Source organism: Succinimonas sp. (genome assembly GCF_045225735.1).
GTDB lineage: Bacteria > Pseudomonadota > Gammaproteobacteria > Enterobacterales > Succinivibrionaceae > Succinimonas.
Genome location: NZ_JBGVBR010000042.1, coordinates 1 through 15,219, shown reverse-complemented (window position 1 = coordinate 15,219; position 15,219 = coordinate 1). Strand labels below are relative to the sequence as shown.

The window sequence follows — 15,219 nt, the reverse complement described above, 5'->3', positions numbered from 1 at the left end:
GCCTGAGGCATGCCGCCTACTGCCATGTATATCCGGAAATCCCTCATGAGCTTTCTGTTAAGCTTTTCGCCCACGGGCTTTCCGGTTTTATAAAGTTCTCTCAGTACATTCCAGGTGTCATTTCCGGTTGCCCAGAGAAATTCTTCGTAGTCCATGGGAAATACCTGAATGAAGTATTCCTCTGAGGGAATGACAATGCCGGAAACATTCTTCCTGATGCTTATGAGAGAACCGGTCTCAATGTAGCTGTATCTGCCGTCCTGTACCAGATACTTTATGGCCTGGCGTACTTTGGGAGCTTGCTGAATTTCGTCAAAGATAAGTACTGACTCCCCGGGATAGAGAGTAATGTCTGTGGCGGCCTGAAGTCTCAGAAAGAACAGATCAGGTCTGGCGATATCGTCAAATATCTGCAGGATATCGCGCGGAATATTCGCAAAATCAATCCTGATGTAGGTTTTGAAATGTTTTCTGGCGAATTCCTCGGCAATGGTTGATTTTCCGACTCCTCTGGCGCCTTCCAGCATTGCGGCGTAATTTTTTGAATAATTGTTCTTCCATTCCAAAAGAGCATTCCAGGCCTTTCTCTTAAACATATCACACTCCCCTGTTTCTCCGGTAAATTATAGCATCAGGATGATTTTCCCGGTACTGAATTTGCGAAATAAGGAGTTTTTTCCGATATTTAATCTGTGATGGAAGGAGTTTTTCCCGGTACTGAATCTGTAAAGGAAGGAGTTTTTCCCGGTATTGAATTTGCAAAAGAAGGAGTATTTCCCTGTATTACCGAGCTTTTCACACAGCGGGAAAAGGCGGCGAAACAGCCAGAGCAAAAGCAAAGAAGCGCTCCGGCTTTCCCTGAACCTGACGAACACCGGCTGACGCAAATATACTGACTAAAACCGGGGCCGAAAAAACTGCGCCCGAAAATCCTGCTCCTTCCGCTCCGGCCTTTCTCCCGAAACCTTATGAGGCTCCGGAATTATTCGCCCGGAAAGGACTTTTAATGGTTTCCCGGTCTTCGTTGAGGCGATCCTCGGAGTTCAGGCCGGCGCTGCCGCTCTGTTCCTGATGCTCCTCCCGCACCTTAAAGACCTCGTTCATGTCATCCACCAGTTTGCCGTCAATATGCCCCTCGGCGGCCATCCCCTTCATAATGCCGATGGACTTGCTGTGACTGTAGCCCTGCTTGTAGGGCCGATCCTCCCGGAGAGCCTGGTAAATGTCGAGACAGGTAACCAGCCGTTCCTCCCGGGAAAGCTGATCCCCCTTGATGCCGAAGGGGTAGCCGGAGCCGTCCAGCTTTTCATGATGGTGGGAGGCCCAGGCGGTGACATCGCTCATGCCGTTGATTTTTCTGAGGATCACATAGGTGTAGAAGGCATGATTCTGTATCATGGCGAATTCTTCATTGGTGAGCCGGGTATTCTTTTCCAGAATGTCATTGCTGATTACCAGCTTCCCGATGTCATGGAGGGCGCTGGCAAAAAAGAAGCGGGTGGTCTTTTCTTCGTCCCAGCCGTAATGCCGGGCCATGATCTCCGATTTCCGGGCCACACCCAGGGAATGAGAGCTGGTGAAGGGGGATTTGTAGTCGGTGATCTGCGCAAAGAGGAGGGCGATTTTTCTGACCTCGTCCAGAGAAAGCTCTTCGGCCCGGGCGGGTACCGTTTTAGAGAGCATCTGATCCAGATTGCCGGAGTTGAAGGTCTTCAGGAAATCCAGAGTTAAAGCTTCCCGGGCGATTTCCGCAATTTCCGGGGAGAAGATAATGCCGGACTGGTCTTTCAGGAATTTTTGCACCAGGTCGAACTTGTCGCTGTCCGCCTGATCCAGATTGAAGCGGGCGTCCACCAGGTCTGCGAGCCGCACCAGCCGAGCCATGAGGGGAATTTCGTCCCAGGTTTTGCCAAAGGGGCCGGAGCCGTCGGCGTTTTCATGATGGTAGAGGATCACGTTTTCCACATTGCCGCGGCAGGGGATCATGGTGATGTTGTGTTCCCCGAGGGCGCAGTGCTCCCGATCCCGTTCCGGCTCTGTGGCATTGGGATTCCGGGCGGCCAGATCCCGGGCCTGAATATACTCGGTGAGGGCGCTGTCATGAAGAACGGCGCAGCAGGCCAGGTCGGTAAGAGCTTCTCCGGAAAGTCCCATGCGGCTTCCCACTGCCGCTGCCAGCAGGGCCACTCTTTTGCCGTGATTGGTGGTTACTCCCAGAAGCTCGTGCTCCACGGCATCCAGAGCAAATGACAGGGCGAAGAGAATATCATTCAGGCTTATTTTCATAAATATCGTTTGGCTATGCTTTGTTTGGTTTGTTTTTTTCGTTTTAGGTGCGGTTTTGGTCTGGCGTCTGCCATGTCCCCGGGGGAAACCGCATCCCCCGCGGCCGGTCAGACTGCTCCTCCGGCCGCTGTTATCCGCTGCCGGGATCACTGCCCCCGGTCAGAAAGCTGCTTCAAAAGCTTTGTCATGAGATCCTGAAGGCCGTCAATCTTATCCTCCAGCCGCCGGATGTCCTGTTCAATCTGGGAAGTTCTCTTGTCGACCGATTCCACCTTTTCCTGCAGATGGAGATCCATTTTCCGGCGGAGGATGCTGACGTTTTCCGCCAGATCCTTGATCTTGCTGTCAGTGTTTTTGGGGACGGCGGAGTTCTGGCTGTTTACCGGGAGATCTTCAGCTGGGGCGCTCTCCGGCTGCCGGGGCTCGCTGTTCTCTTCATAATTGCTGTAAAGCCTGGAGAACACCCGGTCGATGGCGTCCAGATTCTGCCGGTCCTTGATGCTGTGGGGATTGCGCTGGGAGCTCAGGAGGAAGTCCAGGTATTCCCGGGGATTGGCCTCGGCGAGGCGGGACTTCTCCAGCCGGTGGCAGCCGGAGAACATGCCGTAAACCTCAGCCCCGGGCTGCGCCCTGAGGGCCGGGAGATAGACCAGAGAGGAGCAGTGCTCGAACATGATCCGGAAATCGGTGACCTTTTCGGTATTAAGCTCCGGAATGGTCTCGAGAGAGCGGCAGTTAGCGAACATGCCTCTCATGCTGGTGACGTTTCCGGTAAAGAAATGGGGGATCCGGGTCAGCTTTTCGCAGCCCCGGAAGAGATAGTGAAGATCCAGCTCCGCCGCATGGGATTTATTGTTTAATGACGAGATTTCACACAGGTTCTTAAGTCCCAGAAAGGCATGGCAGGAGGTCACATCTTCCCCGATGACCACCTCGGGCAGAAAACGCGCTTCCTCCGGTATCAGCCCCCGGAGCTCCGCGTTGTCCCTGACTATGACAATTCTGGTGATGGAATCAGTCAGAAGCAGCCGGGCGGCTCTGGCCGGATCCGGAATCAATTGCTCCTGGCTGTAAAAAAGTACGTTGTCGCTCATCTTAGTATAGATTCAGTGTAGATCCTTGATTTAGCAGGGCAGAGCTCAGCTGAAACGGCCCGGAGGCCGGTCTTCCTTGAGGCGTCCGGTTCCTGTCATCTCTTTTGTCAGCTCTTTTTTCCGCGGAACCCTTTTCACATTTTATGTGAAATTTCGTCCCGGCGTAAAAAGATAATTTGCAAAACCGGATAAATGTACAAAATACTTCCGATATTTGGCGCCGCCGGGGATTTTTTGCTCCGGTTTCGCCGCTTTTCTGCGCAGATCTGAACAGAATCCCTTCTGAAAACCCCTGTCAGATCCGCCGGAAGCGTTTTTTTTGCTGTTTTTCTGCTGCGAAACTCCGTTTGTCAGGTCATTAAGTCCCTTCCGGCAGCTTCTGAACCCCAAAAAGGGTGTTTTTGCCGGAGGCGGCAGAATTTTGTTGTAAAGATCTCATTTTTTGGTTATATTACCCGCCATGCAACTAGGTAGGTAATTAAATCGCCGTTCCGGAATATTCCGGCGCCTGCCGATCATGCTTTTTCTCCCGGAATCCTTATCCTTTCGGGATCTTTATTTGCGAGGACTTATTCCATGTGCTGCTTTTTTGTTCCCGGCGCTGAGGCCATAGCGCTGTCAGCGGTTTCTCTCATCCTGAAGAGAGGTCACCATGATGAGCATGACAAGCATGATGAGAAGAGGAGTTTTTCTCCGAAGCTCGCCCATCATTTAACCCGGCTTTCCCACCTTCTTTACGGCGGCTCTCTCCTTCTGGCTCTGGAGCATATCTGGCACGGTGAAATCATGTTTGCTCCCCCCTTTATCACGGCCATGCAAAGCCCCGAGGATACTGCGGTGATGCTGGAGGAAATGAGCACGGCAGGGGTTTCCATGGCTCTTCTGGTTACTCTGTCTTATGCGGCCTACGAGCTTATCAAGGCGGCGGGTTCCCGTTTTGCCGCTGGACGCGGGCTGGAATTTTCAAGATAAAGGGGCTTATGAGGTTTACGGGCTCAAACAGGTTAAAGAAAGCAGTTAAGAGACGGTTTAAGAAGGAAAGATAGATGATTCTGGTAGTTGCAATGCTGGTATGCGGTTTAACGGCCACCATTCTGTTTATGGCTGACAGGAAGCGGCAGTACCGCTTTTCTGCTCTTTGCTATATGTTCTACGGCAGCATGCTGATGTGGTCAGTGGATTTGGTGTTTTCCTTGAGGGAGGAGGGCCTGGAGGCTCTCGGAATGACGCCGGATCAGGTTCTCGATGACCTGAAGCTTTCCGGAGCAGTGCTTCTGCTGGCTCTGGCCGTCTGGGGCGGCATGAATTTGTTTTTCCGGCTGAGACCCGCCGGAACTCCGGCGGGGGCCCTTAAGTAAGTCCGGGGCAGGCAGTATCAATTAAAAGGGTTATCAGAAACAGTTTTAAAGAAATCATGACAAAAGGCGCAGAGCCGGAGAGAGGACAATAAATATGAGCACAGGAGAAAATACCGCCGCCCCGGGCAGCGCGCTTAACATCAGGAAGATCAGCGAAGTCCGGGCCGCTCCCCGGGCCGGCCTTATGACTGCTGAAGGATCAGATCATGACCATGCTCATGAACACCATCATGATCATTCCCATCCGCATTCCCATGGTCACTCTCACGGGCATCCCCATGGCCTGGAGCATTTTCATACGCACCGGAACATTATCGGCTTTGACGAGCATGGCATCCCGACGGTGATCCTGAAGGCCGGTCATGAGGATGATCCCGAAAAGTCCGATCAGGACTTTATCAAGGACTACAGCAAGGCGATTACCGAGTACCGGAAGACCTTCCCCTCCAAGCAGGACGTTATTGACAACACCCCGGATCCGGCGGTGCGGGACATGATATTAAGAGCAGAGCAGATCGGCTTTGACACCTGCTTTGACCGTTTTGACAAGCAGAAGCCCCAGTGCGCCTACGGGCTCTCCGGAGTATGCTGCAAGGTCTGCAACATGGGCCCCTGCCGCATTACCCCCAAGGCTTCCCGGGGCGTCTGCGGCGCTGATGCCGACCTTATCGTGGCCCGGAACCTGCTGCGTTCGGGAGCGGCCGGAGCGGCTCAGCACGGCATGCACGCCCGGGAGGTGATTCTGAACCTGAAATGGGCGGCGGAAGGAAAGCTGGATCTCCCGGTTATCGGAGCAAACAAGGTCAGGAGCGTGGCCGCTGCCTTCGGAATCCCGGTGGAAAACCGCACTACGGAGGAGGTCGCCTCGGATCTTGCCGATGCCCTTCTGGAGGATCTTTCCCGCACCCTTCCGGATCAGGAATACCGCACCATTGCCGCCCTGGCTCCGGAGGAGAGAAGGAAGGTCTGGGAACAGCTGGACATTATTCCCATCAGTGCCTACCACGAGGTATTCGAGGCCTATCATAAATCCGGCTGCGGCATTGACGGGGACTGGCGTTCCGTGATGCAGCAGTTTCTGCGCTGCGGTCTGGCCTTCTGCTTTTCAGGAGTGGTGGGCGCCAATATTGCCACCGACTGCCTGTTCGGCGTGGGAGACCGGGTTACCTCCATGGTGAATCTGGGAGCTCTTAAGAAGGGCTATGTGAACATTGCGGTGCACGGGCATCTCCCGCTTCTGGTGAGCGAAATCGTGAAATGCGGCCAGACTGAGGCCATGCAGCAGCTGGCCCGGGAGAAGGGGGCCCTGGGAATTCGTTTCTACGGGATCTGCTGTTCCGGTCTTGCGGCCATGTACCGTTATGCCGGGGTGATCCCTTTGTCCAATGCGGTATCCGCGGAGCTGGTGCTGGGCACCGGAGCTCTGGATCTCTGGGTGGCGGATGTACAGGATGTTTATCCGGCCATTATGGATGTGGCCCGCTGCTTCCGGACGGCGGTGGTTACTACCTCCGAAAGCGCCCGGCTGCCCGGGGCCGAACGGTTTGAGTTTGATCACCGGCATTCCAACATTGCCGAGGCAAAGGAGCTGGCGGAGCGCATTGTGCGCCGGGCTATCGAAAGCTTTGAATCGCGCCGGGGGATCCCGGTTTACATTCCCCCTTACGAGGTGGAGGCGGAAATCGGGTTTTCCGTGGAGTATGTCTGCCGCCGCTTCGGAAGCTTCGGCCCCGTGCTGGAGGCCCTTAAGGACGGCCGCATCCTGGGTATCGTAAACATGGTGGGGTGCAACAACCCGAGAGTGGTGTATGAGAGATGCATCATTGACGTGGCAGACGTGCTTCTGGCCAATAATGTGCTCATTCTTTCCAACGGCTGCGCCTCCTTCCCCCTGATGAAGCTGGGGTACTGCGCCAAAAGCGGCATTGCCAAGGCCGGCCCGAGGCTCCGGGAGTTTCTGGAGCCGGATCTCCCTCCGGTATGGCATGTGGGAGAGTGCATCGATAACACCAGATCCTCCGGCATTCTGGGGGGCATTGCCGGAGCCGCCGGCCGATGTATTCATGAAATGCCCTACGGCTTCGCTTCTCCGGAATGGAGCAACGAGAAGGGCATTAATGCGGCTCTGGCCTTCCGTCTCATGGGCGTTAACTCGTATCACTGCGTGGAGGCTCCCATCTACGGCTCCCGGAATGTCATTGAGTTTCTGAAGGAGGGCACCCGGGAAACCCTGAAATCAGTCATGCATGTGGACACGGATCCCAAAAAGCTGGGGCTCCGGATCGTGCAGGACATGATTGCAAAGCGCCGCGCTCTGGGCTGGCCCGTCCCGGAGGCGGTTCTTTCGGGAGAGCCGAGTCCTGCGGAAACAGTTGCGGAAAACGGGTGATTTTGCAGTAATTTGCCGGCCGGGAACGGCATTCTGAAGCTTAATATCCCTGAGATGATAAGGCTTCGGAGGATCCCGGTCTTTAACTTAAAGGATTTTTACATGAAAGCATTAAAAGCAGGAATTATTACGGTCTCTCTGGCGTTTCTTCTGAGCGCCTGCGGCGGCGAAAAAACTTCGGAAGCAGCCGGAACGCCGGCCGCAGCCCCGGCAAACACCGCCGCCCCGGCAGAAAAAGCGGAGCAAAAGGTCATTAAGGTGGCCTATCTTCCCATTACTCATGCCCTTCCGGCCTTTGAGGCTGCCAGCGCGGAAATGCAGAATGAGAATGTCAGAATCGAGCTTATCCGCTTCGGCTCCTGGACCGAGCTCATTGACGCCATCAATGCCGGCCGGGTGGATGGCGCCTTTGCGCTGGCGGAGCTGGTGATGAAGGCCCGGGAGCAGGGCATGGACGTGTATCTTTCCTCCCTGGCGCACCGGGACGGCAACGTTATTGTGGCCGCTGACGGCATAAAGAGCATGCAGGATCTCCGGGGCAAAACCTTTGCCATTCCTCATAGGCAGTCCTCTCATTACATTCTTCTTAACGAAGCCCTGGCGAAGGAGGGAGTTGATATCAGCGAGATAAACATTATCGAGCTCCCGCCTCCGGAAATGCCTTCCGCTCTGGCAGCGGGACGCATCGCCGGCTACTGCGTGGCCGAGCCCTTCGGAGCCCGGGCGGTGACCCTGAAAATCGGGCACGTGCTTTATAACTCCCAGGATCTCTGGCCTGATTCCATCTGCTGCGCTTTGGCTCTGAGCGGCCGGTTCCTCCGGGAGCATCCGGATCTGGCTGCCGTGCTGCTCTCCCGGGTCAGGAAGGCCGGACTCCGTCTGGAGCAGGATCATGAGCACGCCATTTCTCTTGCCGGGGAATTCCTGAAGGCGCCTAAGGACGCTTTGGAGCTCTCTCTTAAATGGATTCATTTTGATAACCTGGATATCGGGAAGGAACAGTATGACAGTCTGGCCGCCAAGGTTAAGAATTACGGTCTTTCCCAAGCTCCGGTTCCTTATGAGGATATAGTGCAGAATGTCCGGTAACGTATCAGAAATAGCGTCAGGAAATGGCGCCTCAGGAGGGGGCTCCAAAGCCGGATCCCGGCTCCTTAAAGGAACGGTGTCCCTGGGATATATTGCGGCCTCCTTTGCTCTTTTGATTGCGCTGTGGTGGGGCGCTGCCGCCTTAAGCGGCGTCAGCGAGGCTCTCTTTCCCACTCCGGCGGGTGCTCTCGCGGGGCTGTGGGAAATCATCTGCGACGGTTCCCTCACGGAGCATATCATATTCAGCATGTACCGCTTTTTTGCGGGGTTCCTTACCGCCGTGGCCGCGGCGGTGATTCTGGGTCTGGTGTTCGGCTGGTTTACCCCGCTCTGGCGGCTGGCAAATCCGGTGGTGCAGCTCCTCCGGCCCATATCCCCCATTGCCTGGATGCCGTTTATTGTGCTGGCCTTTGGCATCGGGGACATTCCGGCCATTGTGATTATCTTCATTGCGGCATTTTTTCCGGTATTTCTGTCCACCGTGGCCGGAGTTCGCAGCGTTCCGGAGATCTATCTCAAGGTGGCGGACAATTTCGGGGTGGGCCGCATTGAAATCTTCTGGAAGATAATTTTTCCGGCCGCCTTCAGTCAGATTGTTTCCGGGGTGCATCTGGCCCTGGGCACGGCCTGGGTGTTTCTGGTGTGCGGCGAGATGGTGGGAGCCCAGTCAGGGCTGGGCTATCTTATTATCGATGCCCGGAACAATCTCCGGAACGATATTCTGGCTGCGGACATTGCGGTAATAGGCCTTATCGGATTCCTGCTTAATGCCGGAATCGCGCTTATTGAGAAGCGTTTCCTGAAGAGATGGGGCCTGGCCTGACAAGGAGAGAGCAGACTATGTACATTAAAATCAGCAATGTCAGTAAGACCTACCTTGACAAGGGCCGGGAGTTCACTGCCTTAAGCGAGGTGAATCTCGAAATCGCCAAGGGCGAGTTTATCTGCCTTCTGGGGCCCTCCGGCTGCGGCAAGAGCACTCTCCTGAATGCCATTGCGGGGTTTGATCCCCCCACCAGGGGAGAGATCCTGATAGACGGCGTTAAGGTGGTAAAGCCCTCCCGCCGGAATGTGACGATTTTTCAGAACTACGGACTTCTGCCCTGGCGGAATGTGCTCCGGAATGTGGAGCTGGCTCTGGAATCCCGCCGGGACATCCCGGCAGCCGAGAGACGGGCCCGGGCGCAGCGGTATCTGGACCTGGTGGGACTCAGGGATTTTGCCGACCGGGCTCCCCATCAGCTTTCCGGAGGCATGCAGCAGCGGGTGGCCATTGCCCGGGCTCTTTGCGCCGAGCCGGAGATCATTTTTATGGATGAACCTCTGGGAGCTCTGGACGCTCTCACCCGCATGAAGCTTCAGGATGATATCCGGGAGCTTCAGCGGAGTCAGAATAAGACCGTCATTTTTGTAACCCACGATATTGAAGAGGCGGTGTACCTTGCGGATCGGGTGGTGGTGATGACCCCCAACCCCGGCAAAATCAGCCGGATTCTCCCCGTGGAGCTGGGGCCGGGACGGGATCGCGCCTCCCAGGATTTCTTCCGCATGAAGGAAAAAATCCTTGAAGTGTTTAATCTGCGCGAGAAGTATAATATCGAGTATGCTATCTAGCCTCGTGTCTCCCGGCCGCCGCGCCGGGAGACAGGCATTACGCGGGGCGGCCGGATCCCGGGCCGGGTTCCGGATATTTCCGTCTTAAGCTGAAGGAAGAAAACTATGGCGCTTTATAATTCGGTTATTGATCTTATCGGAAACACCCCTCTGGTCAGACTGGAACGGCTGGAACGGGAGCAGGGGTGTCCGGCGCATCTTTACGCCAAGCTGGAGATGTTCAATCCTGCGGGATCCATTAAGGACCGGGCAGCTCTCAGCATGGTCAGGGACGCCATGGAGCGGGGTGTTCTGGCTCCGGGCGGCACTCTTATCGAGCCCACCTCCGGGAATACCGGCATCGGTCTCGCTCTGGTGTGCGGTTTTTACGGGATCCGGCTTATTCTTACCATGCCGGAAAGCATGAGCCTGGAGCGGCGTCTCCTTCTTAAGGCCCGGGGAGCCGAGCTTGTGCTCACTCCGGCAAAGGAAGGCATGAAGGGAGCTGTGGCTAAAGCTGAGGAGCTTAACCGCGAGATCCCGGGGAGCCTTATCTGCGGTCAGTTTGACAATCCCGCAAATCCTCTGGCTCATGAAAAGACCACCGCTCTCGAGATCTGGCAGGATCTTAACGGAGAAGTGGATGCCGTGGTGGCCGGCATCGGCACCGGCGGCACGGTTTCGGGACTTGCCAAAGGACTTAAAGCCCTGAAGGACACCATTAAGGTTATCGGCGTGGAGCCTGCCGAGTCTCCCCTGATCACGGAGGGACATGCCGGCCCCCACAAGATCCAGGGCATCGGAGCTAACTTCATTCCCGGCTGCTATCATGCGGAGCTGGTGGATGAGGTGGTGACCGTAAAGGGGGATGCCGCCATTGCTGCAGCCCGGGAACTGAACACCCGGGAGGGCATTCTGGCCGGGATCTCCGCCGGGGGCAGTATCCAGGCGGCTCTGGATCTCGCTCGGCGTCCGGAATATGCCGGAAAGAACATTGTGGTGATTCTGCCTGATACCGGCGAGCACTACATGTCGGCCGGAGTTTTTGACTGATAACGGGCCGTTCCTGAAGATCACAGTTCAGATTTGAAGAAGCCGGGATTTTCCGGCTTTTTTCGTCACGGAAGATGAATGGGATGAAATTGGAGGGGCAGAAACAGCCAGGGCGAGAACAGGCAGCGCTAAAACAAGTATAATAAAAATATTATCAATTGACAAAAACTATACTTTGAGATAGAATCAGGACAGAATATTGCGGTAAGGCAGGACAGGCTGAACAGCCGTCAGGAAATCCGCCAGGGCTTTTAAGTTCACAAGGAGGCAATCATGAAGACCACCGTTAAGGATCTCTGGCTTCAGCATCCCACGGCAAAGTTTGTGTTCTGGGTTGATGACTGGTACTGCTGGTCAAGAACCTTTGCTTCTCCGGAGGAGCTTGCGGATCCGCATTTCAGCGCTGAGATTGAATTTGATGAAAGACAGCCGTGGCTGGAAAGATGCAATGAGATCTGGCTTACAGTAAGCTGGGAACGCGAGCCTGAAAAGGCGGCTCCCGGGAAGAGTCCTCCCGCAGGTTAATCCTCCGAGGCCGGAACCTCCGGGAGATGTTGGTTCCGGTTATGAAAAGAGAGCGCCTTTTGCCGGTTTTGCAGGTTTTGCCGTTTATTGTCATTGCAGACTGCGGCAACCAAATGAGAAAGGGTGCCGCTATTTCCCGGCGCTATTTCCTCATCTTCCTGACAATATAATCGACAGAGGCGGAGTTATAAATGAGAGTCAGCTTCGTATCAATGTACTCTTTATCATCAGGAACCTCAATGAACTCCCCGATATCAATGATTTGTCCGTTTTTGAATTCTTTTGCCGCAGAGGGATCATCACCGAAATAAAACCTGCCCCTAGCTTCGCTTCCCTTAAAGGTTATGCCGTCCGCAATCACCAGGGTTACCTTCAGGTGATCCTTGAAATACAGAAGATCCTTGCCAAAACCGTTGTAGCCATAACGCTTGCTTTCAGGCGGGTAAAAATCGGGGTACAGTTTAACTTCTGAAAGAGCAAACCTGTTTAACCTGCGGGCTTCATCATAATATTTAAAGGCCACCCTGGTGCTATGCGCGGCATAAACCAGCTCTTTCCCTATGATGCCGTCAACTCCGCAATCAAATAACGGAGCCCACTTCGGAGTAACCGCGCCGGTTTCGCTGTCTTCAGAAAAGGCAATCAGACAGTTATGCAGGATGCCGTCGTAATGCTTGTGAAAGGTGGAGTCTTTATAGAGGATGCTTTCAGATGCGGATTCCGTTCTGTCAGGCTCCCCGTCTCCCATTTTCTGAGTTATCGTTACCGGAAACTCAAATCGCACTTCCGGAGGAAGATAATCCTCGGCCACCGAACCAATTTCGGCGTGCAAAAATTTATGCTGGCATCCGGCGGGAAGATCCGGATAGGTCATGGGCTCGCCGTTAACGGTAACATCTCCGCCGCAGCTTCGGATTTCATAATTTGAACCGCTGCTGTCCTTAGGAAGAATGTCAGACTTTACGGCAAGCTTGTTGCACATGGCCAGGAACTTAAATTTTTCGGCATCATGGGGAATAAAGCATGACCTTTCCTTGTCGCTGATATCGCCCATGGTGTACCATTGTTCCGGATTGTTATAGTCAATATCGTTAACAGATATTTCCTGAACTATGTAGCTTGAGGCACCGGAGCTGTCGGTTACCACTAAGAAGGCATGGTAAAGCCCGTTGCTCCGGTATCTGTGATCCGGGCTCTTCTCAGCGCTTTCCGAGCCATCGCCGAATTTCCATTTATAGATAAGATCATCTCCGTCCGGATCAAACGAGCTGTTTACAAAAGAAACCGCGCCGTAATTACCGGTTTCAAAGGCAAATTCCGCAGCCGGAGCGTTATTTGCGCGGGCAGGCTCCGGATCTTCCTTATTGAGATGGCTGTAATCGCTGTACTGCGCCACATTAAGAAGAACCTGAGCAACGGAAGCGGCGGCATCATGAAAGGCAGCGATAATTGCCTGGAGAGCTCCGGAAACGCTGTTCTTAATTTCATCATCGGAAAGGTTATTACGGAGGGCATCTCTGTTAACAGAAACAAGAGTATCCCCCAGCGTCAGAATTTCCTGATCGAGCGTATCAAACGGTTTCTGCGCGGAAAAGTCACTTGCGGAATACTTATCCCCGGCGCAGCCCTGCAAAAGATCCTCGTATGAAATATTTTTTGCATGGAGAATGCCTGATACCGGATTGATGTAGATTGTATTTCGCTTCTGAGCAGAGTCCGGCGCTGCGCTGCTTTCCTGCAAAGCAGCGCTCAGCCCCGCGCCTGCGGGAATGCTGTAAGTAAAATTATCATTAACGGCAATTATATTAACGTTATCTGTATTCAGATCCTGGGGCCACTCAAGCTTATCTGAGAAATTCAATCCTGTTCCGGATACAGAATATTGCTCATCACGGCAGGAAGAATCATTATTGAGATCCAGACACACCAAGGTTTCAGAACTGTTATTAAAATTGCCGCCCGTAACAATATCCGCTGCGGTCTGCGATGAAAAGGCGTTAAACCGGAATTCCTGGATAACATTTGAGCTTCCGGTGGGATCTGCGTTTTCATCAGAATCATGAGATGAAGAGCCGCCGCCACCGCCGCAGCCTGTCAGCGCCATAGCTGCTGTCAGCGCCAAAGATAATTTTGAAATTCTCATCGCAGTTCACCCCAAAAAGTCAGCGACCGTCAGTTTATGCCGTGATGCGGCAATCTTTGTGTAAATGGTGTCCAAAGCGGCGCTGCCGGAATTGCGCTGATTGTCTGGAAATTCGTTATTGCAATCTCGATTTCCATGGCAATCATCTTCGGCATGCCCCGATTTTTGTGTCCGATATGGTACGGATTCGCCAGAGCTCTTGTCAAGAATTCCCTAAGCCTTAAAATGGGATTTAAGACCTGATACGTTTTGTTAAAACCTCAGGTTTATGGATTAGGCAAGGGAACCCGGCGCTCCCGGCATTCCCTTTCCCGCTCCCTTTTTCTTGCTGAGAAAGGCCGGTTCTAACAATATATCATTAAAAACGGGCTGTGATTTTGAAAAAGTTCACTCAGAACAGCGAGGTATATGACAATGCCAAAACTTATTCCGGCAGCAATGACAGACTTTAAGAAAATTATTGAGAATAACTATGCTTTCGTAGACAAAACCCGTTTTCTGAAAATTTATGAGGAGAGCGGCACTACTGTATCCATGTTTTTAAGGCCCCGGCGGTTCGGCAAAACCATGTTTACCGAATTCCTTCGGTATTACTACGATATCGCCCTGAGGGAAGATGCTGACCGGCTGTTTAAGGGCAGATATATAGCCTCTCATCCCACGCCCCGGAAGAACTCCTATTACGTGCTTCAATTCGATTTCTCAGGGATCGGTTCCGATGGCAGCGCCGATGACATTCTGGAAGGCTTTCGCGACAAGGTGATTGATGGTATCACAGATTTCCTTCAAAGATACCCGGCATTCATACGTCCGAAAATAAGACAAAAAGTTTCTGACAACAACCCGAATGATTTGAGCAATGCTGTAATTGAGTATTACAGCGATAAAAACGCTTTTCCCAATGTTGCCATATTGACAAATCGTTTTATTAACAGTCTCAGACCGCTATCTTCCGCAAAACTGATGGTTATCATAGACGAATATGATAACTTTACAAACGATATCTTAAGCAAAGATCCTGCCATGTTTCAGGATATGGCCAGAAAAGGAGGACAGATCTCAGCCTTTTATCAGGTTCTGAGGTCATGCAATCAGGCTCGGCTTATCGACAGAATTTACGTGACAGGAGTGCTGCCAATAACCATGGATACGTCAATTTCCGGTTTTGTCTCCGAAAACTTAACCTCTGATCCGCAGTTTAACGAGATGGCAGGTTTCACCGATGACGAAGTAATGGATCTGCTAAAGCAAACCGTGGATTTTGAGAAATGCCCGTTCTCCCCGGAAGTGTTAAGGGAGGAAATGAAAAAAAGATATGACGGCTACAGATTTGCAAAATATGCTAAAAAAAGCGTTTACAACGCCACCATGTGCTTAAATTTTATCGGAGAACTTATTGGCGCTGAATATCAGGAAATCCCGGCATTTAAAATATTTGCTGATGCCAACATCGATTACGACAAGCTGCGCGGGTATTTCATGCTGATGAACGAACAGGATCGCAAAGTGCTTATCGAGGATCTTGACGGCAAAAACCCCGTGGCATCAAATATAGGCATGGCCGTGAAGCTGACAGCGGAACACGAAACTCTGAACTACCATGAAGGAGCCACCGTTCTTTATCATCTGGGCTTTCTCACCATGATGAGCGAGGAAGAGAAGAAACGCACCCCCAACTGCAGTCTCAAT

The 15,219-nt window shown here is 53.1% G+C and carries 13 protein-coding genes; 9 read left to right on the top strand and 4 right to left on the bottom strand.

The genetic code is table 11. From position 1 onward, the window contains the following. From ACJROR_RS01575 to ACJROR_RS01565, 3 genes are all read right to left on the bottom strand, one after another. Window positions 1-596: AAA family ATPase (locus ACJROR_RS01575; protein ID WP_406545564.1), on the bottom strand; the 596-nt coding region annotated here is incomplete at its 3' end. Window positions 597-966: 370 nt separating this feature from the next. Next, window positions 967-2,286, bottom strand: a complete 1,320-nt coding sequence (locus tag ACJROR_RS01570) for an HD-GYP domain-containing protein (protein ID WP_406545563.1) — start codon at window positions 2,284-2,286, stop codon at window positions 967-969. 146 nt (window positions 2,287-2,432) lie between these two features. Continuing rightward, window positions 2,433-3,380 (bottom strand): BspA family leucine-rich repeat surface protein, encoded by a 948-nt coding sequence (locus ACJROR_RS01565; protein ID WP_406545562.1) that lies wholly within the window; start codon window positions 3,378-3,380, stop codon window positions 2,433-2,435. Window positions 3,381-3,956: 576 nt separating this feature from the next. On the opposite strand from ACJROR_RS01565, the gene ACJROR_RS01560 reads away from it, so the two are divergent. The 8 genes from ACJROR_RS01560 (at window position 3,957) to ACJROR_RS01525 (ending at window position 11,387) form a co-directional block, all read left to right on the top strand. Next, complete coding sequence (locus ACJROR_RS01560) at window positions 3,957-4,352, top strand: hypothetical protein (RefSeq protein ID WP_406545561.1); 396 nt, start codon at window positions 3,957-3,959, stop codon at window positions 4,350-4,352. A 74-nt stretch (window positions 4,353-4,426) separates the two neighbouring features. Continuing rightward, window positions 4,427-4,738, top strand: coding sequence for a hypothetical protein (locus tag ACJROR_RS01555; RefSeq protein WP_406545560.1), 312 nt, complete (start codon window positions 4,427-4,429; stop codon window positions 4,736-4,738). Between the two features lie 94 nt (window positions 4,739-4,832). After that, window positions 4,833-7,127, top strand: coding sequence for a carbon monoxide dehydrogenase (locus ACJROR_RS01550; protein ID WP_406545559.1), 2,295 nt, complete (start codon window positions 4,833-4,835; stop codon window positions 7,125-7,127). A 102-nt stretch (window positions 7,128-7,229) separates the two neighbouring features. Then, window positions 7,230-8,216 (top strand): ABC transporter substrate-binding protein, encoded by a 987-nt coding sequence (locus ACJROR_RS01545; RefSeq protein ID WP_406545558.1) that lies wholly within the window; start codon window positions 7,230-7,232, stop codon window positions 8,214-8,216. Beyond that, entirely contained in the window at window positions 8,206-9,039 is an 834-nt protein-coding gene (locus tag ACJROR_RS01540) for an ABC transporter permease (protein WP_406545557.1), read from the top strand. Before ACJROR_RS01545 ends, ACJROR_RS01540 begins: the two co-directional genes overlap by 11 nt. Window positions 9,040-9,056: 17 nt before the next feature. Beyond that, entirely contained in the window at window positions 9,057-9,830 is a 774-nt protein-coding gene (locus ACJROR_RS01535; protein ID WP_406043295.1) for an ABC transporter ATP-binding protein, read from the top strand. Window positions 9,831-9,935: 105 nt separating this feature from the next. Further along, complete coding sequence (cysK, locus tag ACJROR_RS01530; RefSeq protein ID WP_406545556.1) at window positions 9,936-10,862, top strand: cysteine synthase A; 927 nt, start codon at window positions 9,936-9,938, stop codon at window positions 10,860-10,862. A 273-nt stretch (window positions 10,863-11,135) separates the two neighbouring features. After that, window positions 11,136-11,387 (top strand): hypothetical protein, encoded by a 252-nt coding sequence (locus ACJROR_RS01525; protein ID WP_406545555.1) that lies wholly within the window; start codon window positions 11,136-11,138, stop codon window positions 11,385-11,387. Between the two features lie 142 nt (window positions 11,388-11,529). Here the strand turns inward: ACJROR_RS01525 and ACJROR_RS01520 are convergent, their stop codons facing one another. Next, window positions 11,530-13,530 carry a PKD domain-containing protein gene (locus tag ACJROR_RS01520; protein WP_406545554.1) on the bottom strand — a complete coding sequence of 667 codons (2,001 nt, stop codon included), beginning with the start codon at window positions 13,528-13,530 and terminating at the stop codon, window positions 11,530-11,532. A gap of 414 nt (window positions 13,531-13,944) precedes the next feature. On the opposite strand from ACJROR_RS01520, the gene ACJROR_RS01515 reads away from it, so the two are divergent. Further along, window positions 13,945-15,219, top strand: a 1,275-nt coding sequence (locus ACJROR_RS01515) for an AAA family ATPase (RefSeq protein ID WP_406545553.1), incomplete at its 3' end; no start/stop codon positions are given.